Genomic DNA, 25,310 nt, shown 5'->3' with positions numbered 1-25,310 from the left:
TAACCTCAACGGTGGCCGGAATGTCCAAAGGGTTGCGAACAATGACCACTTGCTTCGGGAATACGAGGGGTTCCCGTTTATGGAGCGGTTGCCGTATGGCGCCACCCTCGCCAAGCAGCACGCCTCGGGCGTGGAATCTTATTGGTTTCGTGCGGCCTGAACGGCGGTAAGTCACGGAATCGCAATTGAAAGGGAAGTATGGTTTCTACCATGCCTGGTGTCACCGCGCCCGAAAACGGGCGGCAATCACAAAACGTCGGTCTCAGGCCGCAGCAAGGGGTCGGTGGTGCCCCGAATCAACCAAAGGCGCGTTGCGCGGTGCCTCACCCGCACCTTGCCATGCTCGGCCTGTACATGGGGGCTTTCCTTGGTATGCTCAGCGAGACCTCCATGAACATCGCGTTGCCTGATTTCAAAGCGAGCTTCGGGATCTCGGCCGGCGTCGCGCAATGGATGGTGGTGGGCTATATGCTCGTCATCGGCGTCGTGCTGCCCTTCTCCAGCCTCTTGACCAAATGGTTCAAGACCCGCACCCTCGTATTTGTCGCGCTTTCCTCCTTTTTGGTCGGCTCGCTGATCTGCGCGGCCTCGCCGTCCTCGATGTTCGGCGTACTGCTGGCCGGTCGCGTGATCCAGGGCGTCTCGACAGGTCTGGTGCTGCCGATGATGTTCTCCGTGATCCTTGAACTCTTCCCGCTGAACAAAATCGGTTCAGCGATGGGGGTCGCCGCTCTTGTTGTCATGTTCGCCCCGGCCATCGGCCCGACGCTTTCGGGCGCTCTGATCGCCGCGTTCTCCTGGCGTTCGATCTTCGTGTTCTTCGCGGTCATCTCGGTCGTGGCGCTGGTGTGCTCCGCGGTCTGGATGGTCAATCCATACGAGCTCACGCGTCCGCACATCGACCTGCTCTCGTGCGTGACCTCGGTTCTGGGCTTCGGCGGACTGGTGCTTGGCGTGAGTCTGGTCAGCGTGCTCGGCTTTGCATGGCAGGTGGTGCTTATTCTGGTCGTCGGCGTCGCGGCCATCGCATGGTACAGCTACCGTCAGTTGCATATGACCGCCCCGGTGATCGACCTACGCGCGCTGGCCATTCCCCAGTTCGCCGTCGGGGCGGTCATCGTGATGATGAACTTCGGCATCACCCTGGCGACCATGTACCTGATGCCCCAGGAGCTGCAAAACGGCTTGGGCGTGCGTGTGGCCCTGACCGGACTGGTGATGTTGCCCGGCGGCATCGTCAATGCGGCGATGTCCATGATCTCCGGGCGGCTCTACGACATCTTCGGCGCCAAATGGCTAGTTCGCGGCGGCTTGGCTCTTTCCGTGGTCGGAATCGTGCTGCTCATGCTCGCAGGACCGAACTCGGCGTTGGCCTTCGTCGTCTTCGCGCACGTCATCCTCATGATCGGTGTGCCGATGGCGATGAACCCTGCACAGTCATCGGCGCTCGGCGCGCTGCCGGGGAATCTTTCCACGGACGGCTCGACCATCCTCAACACGCTGCAGCAGGTGCTGGGCGCGGTGATCACCGCAGTCACGACCATTCTGCTCAGCGCCGGTCAATCCGGTGCGCAGGCGGCCGGCGCAGGCAAGGCAGCGGCCTTCGTCGCCGGTTGCCGGTGGGGCTTTGTTTTTGCGCTGGCGTTGGCGGTGATCGCGTTGGTCGCCTCCTTCTGGCTCAAGGCCTCCACCGTCTCCGAGGGGGCGGTGCGTCAGGGGTGACATCCGTTCGCGATGATCAGCCCGCTCGGTGACGTAACGCATCAAGGCCTCGTTTTGCCGTATCGTCGGCATGCGGGGCCTTTGCCGTGGGATGCATGGATCAAGGTTCCGATGAGGATTATCCCCCCCCCGTCTTCCGGACGGACATCGCCCTCCTGTCTGGTGCGTCGTGGTCGACGTTCGACCGAGCTCCTTAGAATGAAGGTATGAACGTGAGCCTCGATACCCCGATTTCCAAGTTGATCTCCAACGGCAGACGTGTCGGTGCGCTCAAGGCGCTTGGCGTGACGACCGTCGCTGACGCGTTGACGTATTATCCGTTTCGGGTCACCGATCCCGTGTCGCTGCATGCCGTGAGTGAAGCCAGGGTCGGCATTCCGATGGCATTCGCAGCCAGGGTGCTTGACGTGCGTGTCGTGCCGATGGGGGGTCGGCGCGGCTTCCGGCTTGAGGCATTGGTGAACGATGCGGAATTCGCGGCTTGGCGGCATGTACGCGGCTCGAGGTGCAGACTCGTGTTCTTCTCGCACAAAAAACAATATATGGACTGGCTTGCAGGGCGATTGCGCACGTCGTCGACCGTGGTCGTGGCGGGCGCGCCCACGGCATTCAACGGTCAGCTGCAATTCACGCATCCCGAGATTCTGACCGTCGCGCCGGAAGACGCCATGGTGTTCGAGCCGTTCGATCGCGGTGAAACGAGGACCGCAAACACCGTTATTGGTGCGGCTTCGCGCGGCGATGACATCAGGGTTTCGCGTCCGGGTCTCTCCGTCGACGGCAAAGCGCTCAATGGCGATAACGCTGTGGGCAATGCGACGGGTCTGCGCAATCCGGACACTCAAGGCAGGCTGAACGGTCGAGGTGACGGTGAGGATGGTGTGTCTGCCTTCGGTGATGCCGGGGCCGGTCCGGAGCGAGGCGGAATCCGCTACGATGCCCGGACTTCGGCTCAGGCATTGGCGCGGGTGTGCAGGCCGCGACCGGTCTACCATGCCAGCTCACGTATTTCGAGCGACCACATCCATGAATCGATCCTGTCTATGCTGGATGCACTGCGGCACGGTGACGCGGTTGCGAGCCCACGGCCGGGTGAACCGAACGGCGCCCATGACGAAGGTGAAAGCCGCCCGGAAAATGTGAGAATGAGCGGTGAAGCGGATAATGAGTCATTCGGCCAGGTGGATCCCCAAGACGACCCGGCCTCCGTCGGTCCGACTGATGACATTCCTGCATTGCGTCAGGCCATCGCCGATGTGCTTCCCGCCGACGTCATCGCCGCGCGAAAAACGATGCACCGAGCCGACGCGTTCCTTGCCATTCATGATCCGCAATCCACCAAGCAATTCCGTGAAGGCATAAACGCAATGCGTTATGAGGAGGCCTTCGTCTCCCAGGTATCCGTGTTGCAGGCGCGGACGGTGGCTCGGAAAGCGAACGCGTTCGACTGCGACGCGGGGCGGCCTTTGCGTGAGCGGTTTCTTGACTCCCTGCCGTTCGAATTGACGCAAGGCCAGCGGGAAGTGATTGACGATATCTGCGAGGATATGGGGCACGGATATCCGATGCAACGGCTGTTGCAAGGTGAGGTCGGCTCAGGCAAAACCGTTGTGGCGCTTGCGGCCATGCTCCAGACCGTCGGTGCCGGTTACCAGTCCGTGCTGGTCGCGCCCACGCAGGTGCTGGCCGAGCAGCATGCGCAGTCGATACGACGGATGGTCGATAAACTCGAGGATGACGTTCCTGTGACGTTGCTGACCGGAGGCATGAAGCTGGCCGCGCGGCGACGGGCATTGGCGCAATGCGCAAGCGGCGATCCCGGCATCATCATCGCCACGCACGCGGCATTTTCCAAAACCTTCCAGGCGCCGAACCTTGCTCTGGTGGTGATTGACGAACAACACCGCTTCGGTGTCGAACAACGCGATACACTACGGGAAAAAGGCGATAAGACGCCGCACCTGCTCGTCATGACCGCCACGCCGATCCCACGCACGGCTGCGATGACATGGTTCGGTGACCTCGATATCTCCACCCTGACCGAACTGCCGGGTGGGCGTAAGCCGATACGGACGGTGGTGGTGCCCGAAGCGGATGCGAACACCATGGCACAGATGTTCGTGCATATTCGGCGGCGGATCGATGCGGGGGAGCGGGCCTACGTCGTGTGCCCGCGGATCGAAGGGAATCCGATCGACGACGGCGATAGGAGCGATGATGGCGTTGACGGACGGCCGGGGCAACGTGGCGGTTCGTCGGTTGCGGAAGATGCCGTATCGGGGCAAACGCATGTCCGGTCACCTGTCGGAAAGGTTCGTTCCACCAAAAACAATGACGTGGAAGGCGACTTCGTCGAAGCCCACTTCGGGCAGGACGGCCTGGCGGACGCCGCGCCAAAACCGCCGCTGCACGCCGTCGATGAGATCGCCGAGCGTCTGGCGTCACTGCCGCAGTTCGCCGGTGTCGCCTTCTCGACGCTGACGGGGCGTGACGATGACGAAACCAAACGTCGGGTCATGGCTGATTTTGAATCGGGTGCAACGCCGATACTTGTCGCGACCACCGTCATCGAAGTGGGGGTGGACGTGCCACAGGCCAGTTGTATCGTGATTTTCGATGCGGACCGATATGGACTGACCCAACTACACCAGTTGCGCGGGCGCGTGGGGCGCGGTGGCACCAACTCGTGGGCGTTCCTCGTCTCGCGTGCCGAACCCGGCAGCATCGCCGAGCAACGCGTCTCCGTGGTGGCCGACACCTTGGATGGCGCCAAGATCGCGGAGGCGGACCTTGAACTGCGCGGTGCCGGTGATGTGCTCGGGGATGCGCAGTCGGGTGCCAAGTCCGGCCTCAAGCTGTTGCGCGTTGTGCAGGACGCCAGGATCATAGCCGACGCACGTTCGCAGGCTTCGGCTCTCCTGGCCCGGGATCCGTCATTGGAGGGTGAGATCGAATTGGCCGGTGCCGTGCTCGACTTCACGCGGGGCGGCGAATCGGCAATCCTGAGCAGCTGAACCTCGTCGGAAGCGATCTGTGGCTCCCCTGCGAAAGTCCATGATGTTTGGAGGCGTATACGCCGGCAACGTCTTGAACCTTCGGTCTTCGAGTCCCTGGGTCTTCCCAGACGGTACCATGATGGTATGCGTGTAATTTCAGGGCGATTCAAAGGTTTCGAACTTTCCAAAGCGAAACCCGGCACCAGACCGACCACCGATCGCACCAAAGAGGCCATTTTCTCGAAACTTGAGTCTTGGGGCGTGCTGCAAAGCGCTCGCGTGCTCGATCTGTTCGCCGGCACCGGCGCGCTTGGCATCGAAGCGCTTTCGCGTGGCGCCGACCAGTTGGTGGCCGTCGAAGCGGCTGGCCCGGCTTCGGCGCTGATCTCCCGGACGTTGGAAGAACTCAAGCGCAATCGGGCTTGGGATGCCGGCGCAATGAAGGCTCGGGTGGTTCGCAAACGTGCCGAGCGTATCGCCTCCGGTTACAGTGGACCTGCGTTCGATGTGGTTTTTGCCGACCCACCCTACGATTTTGCCACCTCGGATTGCAACGCATTGGTGGCTGGTCTGGCTGTTTCCGATGTCGTTGATTCGCGGACGATCATCGTTTTTGAGCGATCGACGCGTTCCGAGGCATTGAGTCTGCCCGTAGGCTGGCGGTTCGCCGACCGTCGCGACTATGGCGAGACGGCCGTGTTCTATATCGAGGCGGTTGCGGCCGATGACGGGCAGGCGTTGCCCGCGAACGACGGTTCAAGCGATACGAGCGCTGCGTAAGTGGTGGCGTTATTCTCGGTGGGAAGACCTGCGACGTGGGATCCGTCGGTCGTGCGAAATAAGAGAGCTTGTCTCATCGATCGAACGGGATGGCTTGCGCCGACCCTTCAATCAGATGACCTTGTGCGATGAGCCGCGGATATGTGCGGCCTAGGGTTTTCGAATAAGTAGAGGTCGGTAAACACAACGGGTCAATCAAACGGCATCGATTATGCTAAGAAAGAAATATGATACGTCGCGTGTGATAGCTCACAGAACTGCTTAGCGAACAATCGTTTTTTACTGTGAACACTTTAGGCGGACGACGGTATTGTTGACGACATAAGCCATTCGGTTCGCCGCGTGGACTACTGATGTGAAATAAGGAGAAAACATGTCCGATTTTGTCGAAACACTGGAAGGCCGTCATTCCCAGTACATGCTTCAGGGCACTTCGAAACTGAGCGATGATGAGCTGGTGGATCTGATTGGCCGCGTGGTCGTGGCGGTGCCGAGCGGCTTCAACATTCAGGCGCAACGCGTCGTGCTGCTGTTCGGTCAGGAGCACGACAAGTTATGGAATGACATCGTCAAGGGGGCTTTGCGCAAGGTGGCAGCCAGCGACGAGGCATTCGCCAAGACCAGCGCCAAAATCGACACCTTCGCCGCAGCCCACGGCACCGTGCTCTACTTCGACGATGAGAATGGAGTCAGGCAGCTTTCTGAACAGTTCCCGACTTATGCTGACGCTTTCCCGACCTATGCCCAGCAGGCGCAGGGCATGGTGCAGCTTGCGGTGTGGTCCGCGCTTTCCGAGGCCGGAATCGGCGCTTCACTCCAGCACTACAATCCGCTCATCGACGATGCCGTCCGCGAGGCTTTCGACATCCCTGCCGACTGGCGACTGACCGCGCAGATGCCCTTCGGTGATTTCGAAACCGCCACGGGCAACACCGAGCGGATGCCCGCTTCCGAGCGCGTAAGGGTTCTTGGCCGCTGACATTCGACCGTGAAGGCGGGAGTCGATCCGGGCGGATGGCGGCTCAGTTCGAGGGCGGTTTCCATTCCGCGGGCGTTTTCAGTTGTAAAGCGCCGAACCTGTTTCAGGAAGGTTGGATACCGCCTCTCCTGCGGGGCATGCCGGGGTGCTATCGGGTGAAAGCGCTTGAAGAATGAAAACCGACGGCCGGTTCAACCTTCGGCCATTTTGACATATCAGAGCCTATGAGGATGGTCGCCGGAGACTTCCCAGCCAAGGGTCATCAACGTTCTGCGGTCCTGCTTGCTCAGCGTGCAGCAGTCGAGCCGCTCGACCAGGTCTGGCCGCAGTTCCGATGTACGGGCCAGCGCCTCGTCACGACGGAAACGGTCGACTTTTCCGTGGTCGCCGCTGATCAGTACGTCCGGCACCGCCAAGCCTCGCCAAACCGCCGGTTTCGTATATTGGTGGTACTCAAGCAGCGCGTCGCCGCCCGTGTAGGATTCCTCCACGATGGACTCCGGATTGCCCATGAATCCGGGCACCAGGCGGGTTATGGCCTCCAGCATCACGGACACCGCGACCTCGCCGCCATTGAGCACGTAGTCGCCGATTGAATATTCATGTACGTCGATGCCTTGTGAAGCGTAGTAGGTCGGGATTCGAGCGTCGTAGCCTTCGTAGCGGCCGCACCCGAACACGAGCCGCTTTGCCTGCGACAGTTCGGTCGCGTCGTGTTGGGTGAATAGGGGTGCCGAAGGGTTAGGGAAGATAAGGATGGGGGAGTCGGTGTCCTTGGGATCCGGGTCGACACCGTGCTCAGGATCTTCGGCTCTCGGTATTGCGGGCGCCGAAGCGTCGCCTGCGTTCTTCGTGTTTTTCGAACCGGAAGTGCCGCCCGTCATTCCTCGGGGGGCCAAGTCCAGCAAATCGTCAAGGCATTCGGCCCATACTTCGGGTTTCATCACCATGCCGGCCCCGCCGCCCACAGGTGTGTCATCCACTGAATGATGCACGTCGTGGGTCCAGTCGCGCAGGTTATGCGTGCGCACTTCGACAAGCCCGCGTTCGATGGCTTTGCCGAACAAGCCGAGGTCGAGCGAGCGAAAATACTCAGGAAATACCGAAACGATGTCAATAAACATGTTACCAACCCTACCGTGACCCCGTCCGAGGTCGTTTCATGAGCTGCCGTTTCGCTGACCGTGGGGAAGAATCCTCACTGCTCCCTGCATTCAGTGAATCACGATTCAACTGAAGCAATTTGGAATATCACGAAAATGACAGTTGCTGACCTGGCCAGTCGGGAACGGGTCAGAGTCCAGGAATCAATCCGCAAGGAGGGTCGAGCCTGAGTGAACCCGCTTCAAGATCGATGTCGGGTACAAGCTGGTCCACGAAGGGTACCAGCGCCGTTCTGACGATTTTCGGCTCTTTGGCGTTGCTTTTGCCTTTGCGACTACCGGACTGTTCGATTTTCCCTGCGTGCGTTTCGGCATTTGCGCTTTCGGCAGGAACATAACTGCCGTCAGCGTGCTCGACCATCGGCCTGACAAGGCGTATCTTGAGCAGGGATTGGCCTGGCGTGTCAATCATATCGACGACTTTGCCGACCAGGGCACCCGCCTTGCCGGAATCAGCGCCGTTGACCGGTTTGTCAGCGATTCGCGCCTCCAGACCGATAAGGTCCTTGGGGTACCAGGCGTCCTCTTCGATCATTTCGTCACGGTCGTCGGCCTGAGCATACAGCTCCAACCCGTTGAGGGCTTCGGAAGCGTCGCGGTTGGCGACACCTTCGAAATGCAGAATCCAACGATCCTTGAAGGTGCGGGAATGGGCGACGGTGTAGGTGTGTGCGCCGTCCGACGTATAAAGCGTGGAACCGGCGGCAAACCTTCGTTCTGGTTCGCCGGTAAACGTCTGTACCGTGACCTCGCCTTTGAGACCTTGCGCGCGACCAATACGGCAGACCCTCAGCAGCTCAGATTCTGGTTGCTGAGGGTCTGCCGGACGCGATGAACCGAGTGATTCTTCGTTCACGTTAGTGGCGCACATCCATGATGTCGACTCGCACATCGTGGTCACTCAGAGCCTGCACCACGGTGCGAAGGGCATTCGCGGTGCGGCCGGAGCGACCGATGATACGGCCGATGTCTTCAGGGTTGACGCGCACCCGTAGCAATTCGCCGCGGGCGTTTTCGTGAGACCTTACCGACACGTCGTCAGGAAAATCGACGATGTTGCGGACAAGATGTTCAACGGCCTGGGTGAGCATGACTACTCGGCTTTCTCGGCTTCGGATTCGGCGGCGGGAGCGGCCTCTTCCTTGCTGTCGGCCTCTTCGGTCTCGGCAGCGGCCTTCGCGGCTTCCGCTTCGGCCTTCGCCTTGGCGGCGGACTCGGCGGCCTTGAGCTTCTGAGCCTTCGAATCGACTTCCTCAACGCGAGCGGCGGCGTCCGGCCCCTCTTCGGCGACTTTCAGCGTGCCCTCGGCACCCGGCAGACCCTTGAACTTCTGCCAGTCGCCGGTGATCTTGAGCAGGTTCAAAACCGGCTCACTCGGCTGTGCGCCGACACCCAGCCAGTACTGCGCGCGCTCGGAATCGATCTGAATGAGCGAAGGCTGCTTGTTCGGGTCGTAGATGCCGATCTCCTCGATCGACTTGCCGTCACGCTTCTTACGCGAATCCATCACGACGATGCGGTAGAAGGCATAGAACTTCTTGCCCATGCGCTTCAAACGAATCTTGGTGGCCATTATGGCTCTCCTTATATGTCAGGGTGTTCGTTCCGAACCGTATGTGGGGCATACCACTCCGAACGAACGTGTTCCTCGTGCCACCCGGTATGAGAGGGCCCGTGCGCACGAATAACCTCACCAGCATATCGCCCGGCCTGGATTGCGTGCGCACGGGCGGGCCATCGGCGCATTCCCGCCTCTCATCAAGCCGCGGCCGTGGATTTTTCCAGGCTTTCGAGAATCCTGTCGAACTCCTCGTTGACCTCTTGGAATGTGACCTCCTGTTCGACGGCGTCATCCGCCTCGGCAAGCAGTTTCTGGGTCGCCCAGTCCTGGGCCGGCATCTGTTCGAGTGCCGCTGCCCGTGCGATTTGCCGGTATTGACCAGCGGTCAATGGAATGCCCAACTTAATCTCCGAGTCATTCGTGTCGTCCATGATGCCCTTCTTTGCATTCAACATTGAATTCATGGTTCCAGTATGGATTCAACGTAGTCTGTTTCGCAACCAACGTGACAGCATATGGACGTCCCCCGATTCTGTCAACACTGGTGCCGGCTTTATTGCAGTGTCGGTGCTCTCAGCGGGAACGGGCCGAAGCGTTCGTCGTCAGCCGCCCGGTTAGTCCGAGGTGATCGGTGCCCGGAACGGAGATGGCGTGGACATCGTAGGCCTCCAGGCCGGAGGTGGTCAGAATGTGGTCCAACTCCATGCGCGGCCATTTCAGCCATGTGCAGAAGCTCGCGACCTTTCGATGCGGGGAGGCCAGGCCCGTGTCTGTCAGGCCGCTTGCGAGCAAAGCGCGGAAGCTTGGGTGGTCCACGTTCGAGTTGAAATCCCCCATGATCACGGTCTCGCCGGCGGCAATGCGCATTGCGTCATTGCGGTTTGTACAGTCCTTCCCGTGGATGCCGGTCATGGGGCGCGATGTGTTGTTGTCATTGGGAGCAGCGTTGCTTGGCTGGTTGACGAGTGCCTCGGCCGGGTCGGTGGTGACGTCGGGTTGCATGGCCGGGTCACCCGCCGATTCGACGGTTTCGACCGTGCCGCTGTTTTCCTGTCGATTTACCAGCGCGCGTAAGGCGAGAATTCCCTGTGACCATTGTCTGCATCCGCGCATCGGAGATTTGGGATGGGCGCTATGCAACGTGATGGTGCCTCCGTCCTTGGCGTTTACGGTAAGGGAGGGCACATCGGCCGCCGGTAAGTCCACCGCGCTCGCCTTCTGCCGGATTGGCTCGATACGTGAATAGAGCCCATTAAAACCACCGTTGTCGGATTCCTTGGCCTCGCCGAGCTGGCGGTAGGGCAGATGGTCGGCCAGGCCGGCTTGTTCGAGGCGGTGCGACAGGGTTATGCTCATTTCTTGGAGCGCGAGTATGTCGATGTTCTGTTCGGCTACCGCCCGGACGATGGCGACGGCGTCCGCGTGCCCGTACTTACAGTTGAGCGTCATTACGTTGAGACCTTCGTGGCTGGGCTCGGTTTCCTTGAAGGTCATCTCAGTGTCGGCCGGATTCTCGGTCGGGGTCGACTTCTGAAACGTCGTTGGCGCCTTTGGGGATTTTTGGAGTGTCGTCGATGCCTTCCGTCCGTCCGAAGCCATTTTCAAACGAGCCGCATACGTGGCACCGGGATTCGTCGATCCGTGTTCCTGCCGGTTCCGGTAGGTGGGCGAGGCGAGGTATCCGAGGTCCGCCGCGAGAGCCAGCGCCAGGAACGTCAGGGGCCAATGGCCAGACACGCCGGAAACGACGGCGATCAGCAACGCCGGAACCCACAGCCATCGGATGAGCGCGATGAGGTACGGCAACGGTTTGTGTCCGTCGAACCCTGCGGGAAGTGAGCGCGTGGCGGCCCAAGCGGCAATGATCACGAGGGCCGCGATCAACATGATTGTCATATATCACCGATCTTCGAACAACAGTGGAATATGCCAATGGTAATGGGTGTGTCGGAATGACTTGTCACCGATCCGCCGAGAGCCGACCGATTCGGCATGGTCAGTCATGAATGTCGGGTCATTCGAACGCGGGTGCGTGATCGCGGAATCGACGGTGCGTGCGGCAGGATGGCCGTTTCGCCCCTTCGGGGCTATCCTCGGCTTTTAGCGTCCGCCCGTGAAAGCCCGTTCGGGTCATGCCCTGTGGGACTGAAGGCATCAACGAGGGGGTTCCTTCAACGGGGGGGGGTCGCGTTGATGAAGGATGTATGGCGCAGAAAATTCCGGTAACGGCAGCTACCTGCATCACAACAACAGGAATGATTGGGGTATTCCGTCACTCGTTATTGCCGAAATACGCGGTTTCCGCAACTTATCGGTCGATCAGCCGAACAGGCCGGAAAGGCCGCCGCCGAGATTCGGCGGCAAATCAGGCAGACCGTTGGCCGTCTTGTTGTCAGCGGCCCCCAAGGCCTCCTTGAGCTGTTGCGGAATGTCGGCGTTCTGAGCTTTCCTGGCGAAGGCCGAGCCTCCGCCGGATCTGGAATTACCGGATCCGGATTTGCCGGCGAGCTTGTCGCGCAACGCTTTTTCCTCCGCCTCGCGCTTCATGGGGTTGCCTGACTTCGACTTGCCCTTCTTTTTGCCTTTGCTGCCCTTTTTGCCGCCATAGCCGCCGCCTGACGCAGGTCCACCGAATCCGGGGATGCCGCCACCGACCTTGTTGCCCATGCGCTTCATCAGCTTCGCGGCCTGCTCGAATCGTTGCAACAGACCGTTCACGGCGGATACCGTGTTACCGGAACCGTAGGCGATCCGGGCGCGTCGGGAGCCGTCGATGATGGAGGGGTCTCGACGTTCCTCAGGTGTCATCGAATGGATGATGGCCTCCGTGCGGTCGATCTCGCGTTCATCGAGCGCCTCAAGTTCCTTGGAATGCGCAGCCATTCCCGGAATCATACGCAGGAGGCTTTTCATAGGACCGAGCTTGCGCACCTGCTGCAGCTGCTCCAGGAAGTCGTCAAGTCCGAATGTGCCTGTGGCGAGCTTCTTGGCCGATTCGATGGCCTCCTGTTCGTCGAACTGCTTCTGCGCCTGCTCGATGAGGGTCAGGATGTCGCCCATGTCGAGGATGCGCGAGGCCATGCGTTCGGGGTGGAAGACCTCGAAGTCCTTCAGTCCCTCGCCGTTAGAGGCGAACAAGATCGGCTTGCCGGTTACGCTTGCCACCGAGAGGGCGGCGCCGCCTCGCGCGTCCCCGTCAAGTTTGGAGAGCACCACACCGGTGAAGTCCACGCCCTGATCGAAGGCCTTGGCGGTCTGCACCGCGTCCTGGCCGATCATGGCGTCGATGACGAAGAGGATCTCGTTGGGGTTGACGGCGTCGCGGATGTCGCGGGCCTGCCTCATCAGCTCGTCGTCCACGCCGAGTCGGCCGGCGGTATCGATGATGACGGTGTCATAAAGCTTCTCGTGTGCGTAAGTAATGGAGTCCTGCGCCACTTTCACGGGGTTGCCGGCGGCCTGACCCGGGGCTACGACAGCCTGCCCCTCCTCGTCCTGCGCCTGCACGCCGCGTTCCGGCGCATACACCGGCACCCCGGCACGCTGTCCGACCACCTCCAGCTGCGTCACTGCGTTCGGGCGCTGCAGATCGGCCGCCACCAGAAGGGGGGTGTGGCCCGCGTCCTTGAGCCAGTAGCCGAGCTTGCCCGCAAGTGTCGTCTTGCCGGCGCCCTGCAGACCCGCGAGCATGATGATGGTGGGTGGGTTCTTCGCGAAGTTCAGCGGCCTGTCGACGCCCGCGCCGAGGATGCCGGTGAGCTCCTCGTTGACGATCTTCACCACCTGCTGCGCCGGGTTCAGGGCCTCGGACACCTCTGCGCCCAGAGCCCGTTCGCGCACGCGCGCGGTGAAGGACCGCACCACGTCGAGCGCCACGTCCGCGTCCAGAAGGGCGCGTCGAATCTCGCGGATCGTCCCGTCGATGTCCGCCTCGGAGAGCTTGCCTTTGCCCCGTAAATGCTTGAAGGCATTCGAAAGCTTGTCTGTCAAAGAAGAAAATGCTGCCATAATGCTCCCAATCCTACCGGTTCGTGGGGAGAAATCGCGCTTCGACTACTGTCCCGGTCAATCGAGTGCGTTAACGATTTCGATGCCCTCCGCCGTTGTGCCCGCCGAGGAAGGGTCGAGGGTGACCACCAGTCGTGGGAATGCGTCGGTGCGTGCCTGCGGCGGCGCCAGTTCGCGCTTTGTGGTCGCCTCGTCGATCAGGCTCGCCGTTACCTGCACGTAGGTTCTCTCCATGCGGGTGAATTCCTGTCGTGTGGCTACGAAATCAATTTCCGCCGAGCGTGACGAGCCGACCGTGGCGCGATAGCCGCGCCGGAGCAATCCCATGTACACGGCGCACTCGAGCCTGGCGCCGAGGTCCTTGCGGGAGAAGTCGTCGGTGAGGTTCCGCAGTCCAATATCGACCGGATAGAACCTGCTTTGCGGACGCAACAGCGCTTTGCCCGTCAGATCGGTCTGCTCGGCACGGTAAATCAGAAACGCCTTCTCGAGTCCGTCAAGGTAGTTGTTGAGCACCGATATGTCAGTGATGCGATGGCGTGCCAGCTTGAGTATGGTCAGTCCGGTCAGCTTGCGCAATGCGCTTAGGCTCTGAATGGCGTTCCCCTTCGCGGAAAGGCCGGTGAGCTTCGTGAGATTGGCCGGTTGTTCGAGGCCGTTCGGGCCGGAACCGTCTATGACGTTGTCGTTGAGGCTGAGCGTGGCCAATCCGGTGAGCGCGGCGATGTCGGACATTCATGATCATGTGTAGATTCATGCACGTGACGGGTCGCAGAAGCAAAAACCGGTGATTACTGGCTGCTCGATAGTGGTGCTTGTGTCAACTGACTACGGAATAAGGTCATTTTTCGCAAACAGGTTACAAAATTGAGCTAACTTTGTAAAAATTGGTCACAAAACGAAGCCGGTTATCTCGACACCGATTCCGCTACAGGAACTGATGGCTGAGCTGGGATTGCATCAGAACGGGCTTGTCGTGCTCGACGATCTGGGTGAATATAATCCGACACCACTGACCCATTGGTGTCGTGATCCTCGGCGGAAGGACAACTATCAATACCCTGAACGGCATATCGAAGGCGACCGGCTCACGGTGCACAAAAGCGACAAGCAGCGTCTAGCGCTTGCTTCGATGACCACTGTCAATTATAACGGTATGTTCTAGAGCGGCGGCCCTGTCCTTGGCTGGGCCGTCCGTCTCCTTCTGCTCATCGGAATCGTGTTTGCGCCCTCTGGGGTTCGCCGCCGCATGGCCTTCCGCCGTATGTCGAAGCCCCGTCGCCATATGAACTTGGCACGGTTGCCTTTTCGTCCTCGGAGTTAGTGCTCTCATAACGTATTCGCAACCGGCTCTTTTTTGGCAGGAACTGTTGGTTATGCTGAAAAAGGGCCATTTAGCGTCTCCATTTGGCTCGTTTTCGGCACGAACGTCGAGTTCTGCCGAAAAGGGGTCGTTTGGGATGTCTAATTTGGCCGGTTTTCGGCACGAACGCCGGATTGTGCCGAAAAACGGCCATTGCACCTTATTGCCTACCTCATCTACGAGGTTATCTACGAGCCGATGGTCCGTTGACGTGGCTGCGTCTTCTGTCGCCTGTGGGCGATGATTCGAACGAATGGCGTACGAGTATGAGGCCGGTGCATTGCAAGGGGTTCTTGGACCCACAGTCCATGGCAACTTCGATGACGAGACCGCCGGGAAAGCCATGGTCGCCTGGGGCGATGACGCTGCTATGATGGCTCGGAAAGCCGCTGTCAAGGAAGTTCGGTTTCGCGGTAGCCGGTGATTTGCCGGCTTGGACAAGGGCTGGACGATTGACCGGGACTGCGGATTCGTGTGTAGCACCGGAGGCGACGTCGGCTGCCTGGTCGGGTGACTTTGCTTTGGCTCGGAGAAGGTTTGCTGTGGCTACGGTTTTTCGATGCTTTTGATCGGGTGACTTTCCTCTGGCTTGGAGAAGGGTTTGCTCAGTGCCAGTAAAGGATTGGCTGTCACTGCTCTCCGATGTAATTTGTAATTTGCAGGAGCAGAAGACCTGGCCTTGGCGGACAGGCGATACGGAATAACGCTCTGAGTCCGTTCCCACCCTGTTTACCGGTGTCGTGCGGAAGACCGAAACGACAATCCTTAAGCGGAACCCCAGGGCTTCAAGCCTTCGGGGTTCCGTGTTCACAACACGTCGGGGAGGAATCATGGGGATGCGACGGAACGTATTGATTCCGACCATAAAAGCTGATTCTGTTGCATATTCGTCCTCCCCCTCCGGATTTCCCGGCACCGAGTTTGTCCCCATGCGACGAAAGTCACGCTTTGACCCTGGTTTTCGCGGTTATCGTCGTATGGGGTGCGTGATTTCGGATATGTATCGCGAAGATTTCTTGTCGATGTCCTCGCAGTACGTTGAGGCAATCTGAACGTCACAGACGACACATACAATTGGGTTATGCCTACATTTACTAGAGAAACAGTCGAGCACCTTGGCGATCTAGCCAAAATCGCGCTCACCGACGAGGAAGCGACCCGCATGCCAGGGCGAGCTGAACGTCATCGCCGAGTCCATCAACAAGGTCCAGGAGGTCGCGTCCGATGAGGTCGAGCCGACCGCCAATCCAATCCCTCTTGAGGCGTACCTGCGTCCGGACGTGGCCGAGACGCCGCTGACCCGCGAAGAGGCGCTCGCCGGCGCCCCCGCCACTGAGGACGGCATGTTCGTGGCTCCCCGAATTCTGGGAGGTGAGGAGTGATGGCCGCAATGCAGAATAATGATGAGCTGATCAAGCTCTCCGCGGCCGAGATGGCCGAAAAGATCCGCAATAAGGAGGTCTCCAGCCGCGAGCTGGTGGATGCCGAGCTGGCCGCGATCGACGCCGCCGAGCCGACTCTGCACTCCTTCCTGCACGTTTCCGCCGATGAGGCGCGCGCCCAGGCCGACGCATTCGACAAGAGGAACGCCGCCGGGGAAACCGAAGGTCTGCCGGAACTTGCCGGTGTGCCGATCGCCATCAAGGACATGATCGTCACCAAGGGCATCGAGACCACCGCCGCCTCGAAGATCCTCGAAGGCTGGGTGCCGCCCTACGACGCCACCGTCATCACCAAGCTCAAGGCCGCGGGCATGCCGCTTCTGGGCAAGACCAACCTCGACGAATTCGCACAGGGTTCGTCGACCGAGCATTCAGCGTTCGGCCCGACCCACAATCCTTGGGATACGGAGCGTGTGCCTGGTGGTTCCGGTGGCGGTTCCGCTGCTGCAGTGGCCGCGTTCGAAGCCCCGCTGGCTTTGGGAACGGATACCGGCGGCTCGATTCGACAGCCCGGTGCTCTCACAGGTACGGTCGGTGTCAAGCCCACCTATGGCGGCGTCTCCCGTTTCGGCGCGATCGCCATGGCCAGCTCGCTCGACCAGATCGGCCCCGTCTCACGCAACGTGCTCGATTCAGCGTTGCTGCAGGAGGTGATCGGCGGTCACGATGTGCGTGACTCCACTTCGATTCCGATGGACGTTCCGCCGCTGGCCAAGGCCGCCCGCGAAGGCCGGAAGCGTGACCTGAAGGGCATGAAGGTCGGCCTGATCAAACAGCTTGGCGGCGACGGCTACCAGCCCGGCGTCGAAGCCCGCTTCAACGAGGGCGTCAAGCTGCTTCAGGACATGGGTGCCGAAATCGTTGAGGTCGATTGCCCCCACTTCGATTATGCGCTCGCGGCCTACTATATCGTCATGCCCTCGGAGGTGAGCTCGAATCTCGCACGATACGACGGCATGCGGTATGGTCTGCGCGTCATGCCCCCGGAAGGCGTGCCGCAAACGGCAGCGAATATGATGGCCTACACCCGCGAGGCCGGCTTCGGTGACGAGGTCAAGCGTCGCATCATTCTCGGCATCTATGCGCTTTCGGCCGGTTACTACGACGCATGGTACGGTTCGGCTCAGAAGGTGCGCACGTTGATCATCGATGACTTCAACAAGGCGTTCGAGAAGGCAGACGTGCTGATTTCTCCGACCGCGCCATCCACCGCCTTCAAATTTGGTGAGAAGATGGACGATCCGCTTTCGATGTATATGAACGACATCGCCACGATTCCGGCGAATATGGCCGGCACCCCTGCGATGAGCATTCCGGCCGGGCTTTCGGACGACGGCCTGCCGGTCGGCTTCCAGTTCATTGCCCCGCAGAAGCGCGACGATGTGATGTACAAGCCGGCAGCCGCCCTCGAAGCGGCGCTCGAGGAACAGTGGGGCGGACCGATCTGGCAGTCCCTGAAGACCCCGTGGCTCGGGTCCGCGAAGTAAGAGACGGCAAGGAGATATTGATATCATGGCTGAAAAATTGATGAAGTATTCCGATGCCGTCAAGGAGTTCGACCCGGTATTCGGTTTGGAGACGCATGTCGAGCTGTGCACGAACACGAAGCTGTTCTGCCCGGCGCATATCGAGTTCGGCGGCGAACCGAACACGCAGCTGACCCCCGTAAGCCTCGGCTTGCCCGGCAGCCTTCCGGTGGTGAACCAGACCGCCGTCGATTTCGCGATCAAGTTGGGTCTGGCGCTGCACTGCCAGATCAACGAGTGGAGCCAGTTTGCGCGCAAGAACTACTTCTATCCGGACATGCCGCGCGATTATCAGATTTCGCAGTTCGACAAGCCGACCAATGGTGAAGGCTACCTTGATGTGGAGCTTGACGACGGAACCGTGTTCCGTGTGCCGATCGAACGTGCCCATATCGAGGACGACGCGGGTAAGAACACCCATATCGGCGGTGCCGACGGTCGCATCGAAGGCGCCGATCATTCTTTGGTTGATTACAACCGCGCCGGCGTGCCACTGATTGAAATCGTGACGAAGCCCGTTGAGGGTGCAGGAGAGCGCGTGCCGGAGATCGCCGGTGCGTATGTGCGAGCCATCCGTGACATCGTGCGCACCCTGGGAATCTCGCATGGTCGTATGGAGCAGGGCAACATGCGTGCGGACGTGAACATTTCGTTGCGTCGTAAGGGCGAAACCGAATTGGGTACCCGTTCGGAGACCAAGAACGTCAACTCGTTCCACGGCATCGAGCGCACATTGCAGTATGAGATTCGCCGGCAGGCCGCGATTCTTGACGAGGGAGGCGAGGTTCTGCAGGAGACCCGTCACTGGGACGAGGCCACGCAGACCACTGCCGGTGGGCGCGTGAAGTCCGACGCCAACGACTACCGTTACTTCCCCGACCCCGACCTCGTGATGCTGCACATCACGCAGGACCACATCGACGAGATTGCCAAGACGATGCCGGAGATGCCGCGCGAACGCCGTCATCGCTTGCAAAATGAGTGGGGCTTCAGCGATCTTGAAATGCGCGATGTGGTCAACGCCGATGCGCTTGACCTGATTGACCAGACCGTCAAGGATGGCGCGAGTGCGTCCGGCGCCAAGAAGTGGTGGCTTGGTGAGATCGCCCGTTCTGCCAATGAGAAGGGTGTCGCGCTCGAGGAGATGCCGATCACCCCGGCCGATGTTGCCGAGGTCGAGAAGCTCGTCGCCGCCGGCAAGCTTAACGACAAGCTGGCCAAGCAGACCGTTTCCGGCGTCCTCGCCGGCGAAGGCACCCCGGCCGAGGTCGTGAAGAAGCACGGCTACGAGGTCGTCTCCGACGATGGCGCGCTGGAAAAGGCCGTCGATGAGGCTCTTGCGGCCAATCCCGACATTGCCGAGAAGCTCAAGGGCGGCAACATGAAGCCCATGGGTGCGATTATCGGCTCCGTCATGCGTGCCACGCACGGTCAGGCCGACGCCAAGGCCGTGACGTCAATCGTCATGAAGAAGATCAGGGGCTGAGTGCGGCTCTGGGAACTTTTGAATTCCAATAAGTTGCACGGACGCTGATTGCAGGAGGCGGAACGGTCCAAGATCGTTCCGCCTCCCACTTTGATATGCAGGTGTCGCTGTGTTGTTGACCGGTGCTTCGTGTCGGCGTTTTGAATGCCTGGCGATGAAACCCTTCGCAGGTATGTGAAGGTGCGGCGGTGGAGAAGCGTGCGGTTCGTGCTGCGGTGCGGCCAAAGCTCAGAAATAGGTCTATATTGCGGGTTTGCTGGATTGTGCCGACGGAATTGAAAGAGCTAAAACGGAATTAAGACGCTGGTAGTGCAGATGATGATATGAGCGGGGAATAGTCAGACGAATGCGGTACCCTTAACGAAGATTCCGAATGTGTTGGAGGAATGGAAGCAAATGTCTGCAAACTCCGAAAACCTTGTCAACGAGCTCGATAAACGTCAGTTACCGGAACGCATTACAATTCCTGAAATCAAGGGGGAAATGGTTCATCTGCGTCCCGCGACCCTTGATGACCTGCCCAAACTCGATGATTTGCAGGCGTTCGTCAACGCGGCTGGGGACACCGGCAAAGACGAGCAATCCGAGCGCACCGTGGTTCAGACGTGGGTAAAGCGTTCCGTGGCGTGGATGAACGGTCTGACCCCGCTTGAATCCGGGGTCGGTGACCCGGAGTCCCGTCGCACCATAGCGTGGTCGGTGCTTACGGATGCCGACCATGATGCGGATGGCAAGGTGGACGCCGGTGAAACGGACAATGTCATCGGCATGGTCTTTCTTATTGATGTTGATGAGTGGTCGCGTTCGGCGCGTATTCAGATGATGCTGGGCAAGGACTACCGTGGCCGCGGCTATTCCCGCGATACCATGCCGCGTGTGATGACGTACGGATTCGCACCTACGCCGTCCGGCTTGGGAATGCATCGCATTTGGGTGGCGGTGCCTGAGAAAAGCAGCCGCACCTTCTCGGTGTACCAGTCGCTCGGCTTTATCCATTCGGGCACTTCGCGGGACGCACTGTGGGACGATACGCTGCAGAAATACCAGAATCTCATGATTCTTGACACTTTGGCAGATGAATATGATCCGATTCGTTCGCTGGACGCCTTCGGCATGCACGTGATCGAAGGCAATCCCGGGGTTCGCGAGGCGATGGCCGCGCACGAACACACTGTGGAGATCGAACGGGATTCCATGGTTGACGACCATGCCGGCGCCGTGTCGAACGACGGCCCTGCGTCGAACGACGGTGCCACGAATTGGCCGTTTTCCGCCACGCAGGGCAAAACCTCGAAGAAGGCGTGGTGGCGCACGATCGGACGGAACGGTCATAGCCGGGATAAGGCTGACGATCCAGCAAAAAATCACGGCGAAGGCGACCGCAAGGGTTGCGAGAGTTATGAAGACGATGCCAGTCGCGGCAAGGGCGGCGACGCGGGTCAACACGGAGGGGAGCATCGGTGAGCGCCGAGGATCTTGACAACTATGAGACCGATGCGGAGCTCGCGCTGTACAGGGAATACCGCGACGTCATCAAGCTTTTCACCTATGTAGTGGAGACCGAGCGGCGGTTCTACCTGGCCAACAAGGTCGATTTCAACGTGCGGTCTGCCGGGCAGGACGTCTACTTCGACGTGCAACTGACGGACGCGTGGGTCTGGGACGTGTACCGCAGTTCGCGATTCGTCAAGAACGTTCGCATCGTGACGTTCAAGGACGTGAATGTGGAAGAAGTCCAAAAGACCGACATCGACATTCCGGATTCCCTGACTTGATGCACTCGGTGACATGGTTCGGCTGTCCGTCTGTCCGTCTGTCTGATCGTCGTCAGGTCATGACTTGAGTAGTGACGTCACGGATGGTGTTTCCTCCTTCGTCCCGGTCACGAATGATTGGTTTTGCAAGTGGCTCGTGTACGTTTTGGCGCGGCCAGTGGCTCGGAACCAGGGTGCGTGTAGACTTGTGCTGACTTGAAATTGATAATGCGATTACGGTAGTGCGTTTTGGAGGTAGACGTGGCTGAGGGCAAATCTGGTAGACAGTCCGTGGTGATTATCGGTGGTGGGCCTGCGGGGCTTACCGCGGCTTGGGAGTTGTTGAAGGACGGGGGCGCGGAGCGTTTCGATGTGACCGTGTTGGAGGCGACGCGTGAGTTTGGTGGCATCAGTCGGACCGTGAAGCACAACGGCAATCGCATGGACATCGGCGGGCATCGCTTCTTCTCCAAGGACGACCGTGTGATGGACTGGTGGAGGAACATCATGCCGTTGCAGGGGGCCCCTTCGTACGACGACAAGAAGCTCGGCCGCCACCATGATCTCGAGGCCGGCGGCCCGGATCCGGAGCGGACCGACGTGGTGATGCTCAAGCGGCATCGCGTCTCGCGTATTTTCTGGAACCAGCACTTCCTTGACTATCCGATCAGCCTGTCGCCCGGTCTGTTCAAGGCGTTGGGGTTCAAGCTGACGATGAAGGCGGGCTTCAGCTACCTGTGGAGCATGGTGCACAAGCTGCCTGAAGACAATCTGGAGAATTTTTACATCAATCGTTTCGGCCGTCAGCTGTATTCGATGTTCTTCGAGGGGTACACCACCAAGGTGTGGGGGCGCACTCCGGTTCAGATCAGCGCGGACTGGGGCGCCCAGCGTGTGCGTGGTCTTTCGGTGATCTCCGTGTTGAAGAACGCGGTGCGGAAGATGATGCCGAGGAAGCGTGACTCCAGCCAGGTCGAGACCTCGTTGATCGAGGAGTTCTGGTATCCCAAGCTTGGCCCTGGTCAGTTGTGGGAGATCGTGGAGGGTCAGGTCGTGGACGGCGGCGGCAGGGTCATCACCGACGCGAACGTGGTGGAGCTCAGACAGAAGAGCGACGGATCCATCGCCTCGGTCGTGTACGTCGATTCGCAGGGTGCGCGCACGGAGCTCGAGGCCGACCAGTTCATCAGTTCCATGCCGGTCAAGGATCTGGTCAATTCGATCGGGCGTCCGTTCGAGGGCGGTCCCAGCGATCGGACCGTCGAAGAAGGCGGACGGGACGCAGGTGGCGCGCTTACCAAGGCGGCCGCGGTTCCGGAGGATATAACGCGCATCGCCAATGGTCTGCCCTACCGTGATTTCGTGACGGTGGGACTATTGGTCAAGCATCTGCGCCTGAGGAACACGACGGACATGAAGACGCTCGGCAATCCGCCGATCGTGCCGGACTGCTGGATCTACGTGCAGGATCCGGGCTACAAGGTCGGCCGCGTGCAGATCTTCAACAATTGGAGTCCGTATCTGGTCAAGGATGTGGACGACACGGTGTGGGTCGGCCTGGAGTACTTCTGCCAGGAGGGTGACGAGTTCTGGAACATGAGCGACGAGGAGGCCACGGCGTTCGCGGTCAAGGAGCTCACCCGCATGCGCGTGATCAACGGGCCGGAGGACGTGCTCGACTCGCACCGCGAGCATGTCAGGAAAGCGTATCCGGCCTACTTCGACACGTATGACGAGATGCCTGAACTGGTTGATTACCTCGATTCGTTCGGCAACCTGTATTGCGTCGGCCGCAACGGCCAGCACCGTTACAACAATCAGGACCATTCGATGGCCAGCGCGATGGAGGCCGTGGCGAACATCAAGTCTGGACGCGAGGACAAGAAGAACGTCTGGAGCGTCAACACCGAAAAATCCTACCACGAGCAGAAATAACGATCTTTTAGTCCGTCGGTTGCCGTGCCGACGATAACGGTCACAAGGGTGGGTGTCCAATGGATGCCCGCTCTTTTCATATTCGGGTCATCGGTCGATTTGCAGCTGATTGTCTAGAATAGGCAAGCTTTGTCAAAGTTGGGTTCACCATGAGTGACCCGTGCTTTTGCGTGTGTCTGATCGAGATCGATCGTAAGGTTGACGGATGGCAATCGCCCTGATCGAGAGCGCCTTTAGAAAGATCTGGCTCTTGACGCTAAACATGGGGTTCCTTCATTTACGCGTATATACGTGATGAACGCCACGCCAGACATCCGTCTGCCGGTTGACTGTAGTCGGAACTGGGTTGTAGACTGATTCCAGTTCGAAAGTCGTATGGTAACGACGAACGTTCATACGCGGTTGAATCAATCCGCATCTTTTTCATTAAGCCTCTTGGTGTATCGCTATAAGAGGTCGAGGAAAGGTAACGCTAGTGGCAACAAGCCAAAATATTGAGGATATGAAGCTCACCGAGCTCAAATCACTCGCGAAGCAGATGGGTCTTCGTGGCACTTCGACGATGCGCAAGCCCGAGTTGGTCGCGACGCTTCAGGCTGCCCGTAACGGCGGTGCCGCGCCGCAGGGTGTTACGGTCGGGGCGTCTCGCACATCTGCAAAGTCCGCTGATTCCATAGACAAAAACGGCATTAAATCAGCTCCTATTGCGGATGCCGAAACAGAAGACGACAACATCGCTAAGGGTCCTGGTCAGAAGGGTTCTTCCAGCGATGAACAATCCGCTGATCGTCAGAAGGAGCCGGCTGGTCGTTCAAAGCGCCGATACACTCAGGAAGCTCTGGAAACAGCGGCTGCTGAAGATGTCCATGACGAAAAGCGCACGAAGTCCGGCGCTGAGTCCGGCGATCAGGGGCGCACGACGGGTTCGCAAAGTGGCGTTCATCGTCGTAGGCGTGCTGACGGTGGTGATTTTCCCTTTGAGGAGGAACAGATTCGCCATCGTAACGCCCGCCGTGTGAGGTCCGACGAAGACGAGAACGAGGATTCCGCAGAGCAGGAGCAACACGCTCGCAGACGTAGTTTCCGTGCGCAAGAACAGTCTCAGCGCGACAGCGCCGCGAGCCAGGTACGTGATCTCGACGATATTCTAGCAACCCTGCCCGTGGTGGATACCGCTGAAAGCGACGATCAGGTCGATCTGGCTGACGAGCCCCGGCAGGAAGTCACGCGTCGGGGGCGGCATAATGATCGCAACGCCGTCCGTAACGACCGATATTCTCGCGGTAATGACCGCAACGATCGTCACCAGCGTCGTTTGCGTGGCCGCGGTGGCTATGGCGCTGAGGAACACGATGACGACGAACGTCGCTCCTTGAATCGTTCTGAGCGCATGGAGCGTGAAGAAGGAGTTCGCCGTACTGACTCTCAGGAGGGCATGGTGCCGGTGGCAGGCATCATCGACGTGATGGATTCTTATGCCTTCGTGCGTACTTCCGGTTATCTGCCTGGCCCTAACGACGTCTATGTATCGATGGGGCAGATCCGCAAATATGGCCTACGCAAAGGTGATGCGGTGACAGGGTCGATTCGTCCGCCGCGAGAGAATGACCGTCGCAACCAGCGTCAGAAGTTCGTGCCGTTGCAATCCATCGATACCATCAACGGCCTGAGCCTTGAACAGAGCGCGAACCGTCCGCAGTTCTCCAAACTCACCCCGCTGTACCCGCAGGAACGACTCAAACAGGAGACTGCACCCGGCAACCTTATCGGGCGTTTGATTGACCTCGTGGCACCGATCGGCAAGGGTCAGCGTGGTCTCATCGTTTCCCCGCCGAAGGCCGGCAAGACGATCACGTTGCAGAACATCGCGAATTCGATTGCGGCCAACAATCCTGAGGTGCACCTCATGGTGGTGCTTGTGGACGAACGACCCGAAGAGGTCACCGACATGGAGCGCACCGTGCAGGGCGAGGTCATTTCCTCCACATTCGACCGCCCCGCCTCCGACCACACCACCGTGGCCGAACTGGCCATTGAACGTGCGAAGCGTCTGGTGGAGCTGGGGCAGGATGTGGTCGTGCTCCTCGATTCGATGACCCGTTTGGCACGTGCCTACAATATCGCTGCGCCGGCCTCAGGCCGTATCCTGTCAGGCGGTGTGGATGCGCAGGCGTTGTACCCGCCGAAGAAGTTCTTCGGAGCCGCTCGTAACATCGAAAACGGGGGTTCGCTCACCATCATTTCGTCGGCCCTCGTGGAGACGGGCTCCAAGATGGATGAGGTCATTTTTGAAGAGTTCAAGGGCACGGGCAACATGGAGTTGCGCCTGTCGCGTGATCTTGCGGACAAGCGTCTGTTCCCGGCCATCGACATCAACGCCTCCGGCACGCGTCGTGAGGAGCTGATCACGGCGAACGACGAGTTGGCGGTTATTTACCGCCTGCGTCGTCTGCTTGGCGGACTTGAGCCGGAACAGGCCTATCAGACCATAGTGCCGCGTTTGAAGAAGACGCCGACCAACCGCGACTTCCTTCAGGCCATCATCAAACAGAACGGCAACGGCTGACTTTTTCGGGTGTGAATGACCGTGGTTCA

The 25,310-nt window shown here is 59.7% G+C and carries 19 protein-coding genes and 1 pseudogene; 12 read left to right on the top strand and 8 right to left on the bottom strand.

Annotation, left to right across the window (positions count from 1 at the left end; all coding sequences use genetic code 11):
- Window positions 1-198: 198 nt before the first annotated feature.
- The 4 genes from BBOH_RS05470 (at window position 199) to BBOH_RS05455 (ending at window position 6,477) form a co-directional block, all read left to right on the top strand.
- The gene (locus BBOH_RS05470) at window positions 199-1,722 is read left to right on the top strand and encodes an MFS transporter (protein ID WP_237743145.1); all 1,524 of its coding nucleotides are present in this window, start codon (window positions 199-201) and stop codon (window positions 1,720-1,722) included.
- 206 nt (window positions 1,723-1,928) lie between these two features.
- The gene (locus BBOH_RS05465; RefSeq protein WP_033521427.1) at window positions 1,929-4,736 is read left to right on the top strand and encodes an ATP-dependent DNA helicase RecG; all 2,808 of its coding nucleotides are present in this window, start codon (window positions 1,929-1,931) and stop codon (window positions 4,734-4,736) included.
- 126 nt (window positions 4,737-4,862) lie between these two features.
- Window positions 4,863-5,498, top strand: a complete 636-nt coding sequence (locus BBOH_RS05460; protein ID WP_033521426.1) for an RsmD family RNA methyltransferase — start codon at window positions 4,863-4,865, stop codon at window positions 5,496-5,498.
- A gap of 373 nt (window positions 5,499-5,871) precedes the next feature.
- On the top strand, window positions 5,872-6,477 hold the full coding sequence (locus BBOH_RS05455) for a nitroreductase family protein (protein WP_033521425.1): 606 nt from the start codon (window positions 5,872-5,874) through the stop codon (window positions 6,475-6,477).
- Window positions 6,478-6,692: 215 nt separating this feature from the next.
- On the opposite strand, the gene trmD is transcribed toward BBOH_RS05455, so the two are convergent.
- The 8 genes from trmD to BBOH_RS09275 all read right to left on the bottom strand — a co-directional run bounded on the left by trmD (window position 6,693) and on the right by BBOH_RS09275 (window position 13,944).
- Entirely contained in the window at window positions 6,693-7,601 is a 909-nt protein-coding gene (gene trmD / locus BBOH_RS05450; RefSeq protein WP_033521424.1) for a tRNA (guanosine(37)-N1)-methyltransferase TrmD, read from the bottom strand.
- Window positions 7,602-7,770: 169 nt separating this feature from the next.
- On the bottom strand, window positions 7,771-8,496 hold the full coding sequence (gene rimM, locus BBOH_RS05445; protein ID WP_237743144.1) for a ribosome maturation factor RimM: 726 nt from the start codon (window positions 8,494-8,496) through the stop codon (window positions 7,771-7,773).
- A gap of 1 nt (window position 8,497) precedes the next feature.
- A complete protein-coding gene (locus BBOH_RS05440) occupies window positions 8,498-8,731 on the bottom strand; it encodes an RNA-binding protein (protein WP_033521423.1) in 234 nt (77 codons plus the stop codon).
- A 2-nt stretch (window positions 8,732-8,733) separates the two neighbouring features.
- Window positions 8,734-9,213, bottom strand: coding sequence for a 30S ribosomal protein S16 (gene rpsP / locus BBOH_RS05435; protein ID WP_033521422.1), 480 nt, complete (start codon window positions 9,211-9,213; stop codon window positions 8,734-8,736).
- A gap of 185 nt (window positions 9,214-9,398) precedes the next feature.
- Window positions 9,399-9,665, bottom strand: coding sequence for a hypothetical protein (locus BBOH_RS05430; protein WP_074428534.1), 267 nt, complete (start codon window positions 9,663-9,665; stop codon window positions 9,399-9,401).
- A gap of 109 nt (window positions 9,666-9,774) precedes the next feature.
- Window positions 9,775-11,097, bottom strand: coding sequence for an endonuclease/exonuclease/phosphatase family protein (locus BBOH_RS05425; protein ID WP_035140144.1), 1,323 nt, complete (start codon window positions 11,095-11,097; stop codon window positions 9,775-9,777).
- A gap of 423 nt (window positions 11,098-11,520) precedes the next feature.
- On the bottom strand, window positions 11,521-13,209 hold the full coding sequence (gene ffh / locus BBOH_RS05420) for a signal recognition particle protein (RefSeq protein ID WP_033521420.1): 1,689 nt from the start codon (window positions 13,207-13,209) through the stop codon (window positions 11,521-11,523).
- Window positions 13,210-13,266: 57 nt separating this feature from the next.
- Window positions 13,267-13,944: a leucine-rich repeat domain-containing protein gene (locus BBOH_RS09275; RefSeq protein ID WP_052118175.1), complete on the bottom strand. Its 678-nt coding sequence runs from the start codon at window positions 13,942-13,944 to the stop codon at window positions 13,267-13,269.
- Between the two features lie 205 nt (window positions 13,945-14,149).
- Between BBOH_RS09275 and BBOH_RS05410 the strand changes: the two genes are divergently transcribed.
- The 8 genes and pseudogenes from BBOH_RS05410 (at window position 14,150) to rho (ending at window position 25,281) form a co-directional block, all read left to right on the top strand.
- The gene (locus tag BBOH_RS05410; RefSeq protein WP_033521419.1) at window positions 14,150-14,374 is read left to right on the top strand and encodes a hypothetical protein; all 225 of its coding nucleotides are present in this window, start codon (window positions 14,150-14,152) and stop codon (window positions 14,372-14,374) included.
- A 1,279-nt stretch (window positions 14,375-15,653) separates the two neighbouring features.
- Window positions 15,654-15,954 (top strand): annotated as a pseudogene (gene gatC / locus BBOH_RS08560) (Asp-tRNA(Asn)/Glu-tRNA(Gln) amidotransferase subunit GatC).
- 8 nt (window positions 15,955-15,962) lie between these two features.
- Window positions 15,963-17,501, top strand: a complete 1,539-nt coding sequence (gene gatA, locus BBOH_RS05400; RefSeq protein WP_033521482.1) for an Asp-tRNA(Asn)/Glu-tRNA(Gln) amidotransferase subunit GatA — start codon at window positions 15,963-15,965, stop codon at window positions 17,499-17,501.
- Between the two features lie 25 nt (window positions 17,502-17,526).
- The gene (gene gatB, locus BBOH_RS05395; RefSeq protein WP_033521417.1) at window positions 17,527-19,026 is read left to right on the top strand and encodes an Asp-tRNA(Asn)/Glu-tRNA(Gln) amidotransferase subunit GatB; all 1,500 of its coding nucleotides are present in this window, start codon (window positions 17,527-17,529) and stop codon (window positions 19,024-19,026) included.
- Between the two features lie 396 nt (window positions 19,027-19,422).
- Complete coding sequence (locus tag BBOH_RS05390) at window positions 19,423-20,490, top strand: GNAT family N-acetyltransferase (RefSeq protein ID WP_074428533.1); 1,068 nt, start codon at window positions 19,423-19,425, stop codon at window positions 20,488-20,490.
- Entirely contained in the window at window positions 20,487-20,801 is a 315-nt protein-coding gene (locus BBOH_RS05385; RefSeq protein WP_033521416.1) for a DUF2469 domain-containing protein, read from the top strand. The genes BBOH_RS05390 and BBOH_RS05385 overlap by 4 nt, the downstream gene beginning before the upstream one ends.
- 240 nt (window positions 20,802-21,041) lie before the next feature.
- Window positions 21,042-22,715, top strand: coding sequence for an NAD(P)/FAD-dependent oxidoreductase (locus BBOH_RS05380; RefSeq protein WP_033521480.1), 1,674 nt, complete (start codon window positions 21,042-21,044; stop codon window positions 22,713-22,715).
- Window positions 22,716-23,190: 475 nt separating this feature from the next.
- Entirely contained in the window at window positions 23,191-25,281 is a 2,091-nt protein-coding gene (gene rho / locus BBOH_RS05375) for a transcription termination factor Rho (protein WP_033521415.1), read from the top strand.
- Window positions 25,282-25,310 lie beyond the last annotated feature (29 nt).

Source organism: Bifidobacterium bohemicum DSM 22767, from assembly GCF_000741525.1.
Lineage (GTDB): Bacteria > Actinomycetota > Actinomycetes > Actinomycetales > Bifidobacteriaceae > Bifidobacterium > Bifidobacterium bohemicum.
The sequence above is the reverse complement of the archived record's forward strand: the minus strand, read 5'-3'. Positions and strand labels throughout refer to the sequence as shown.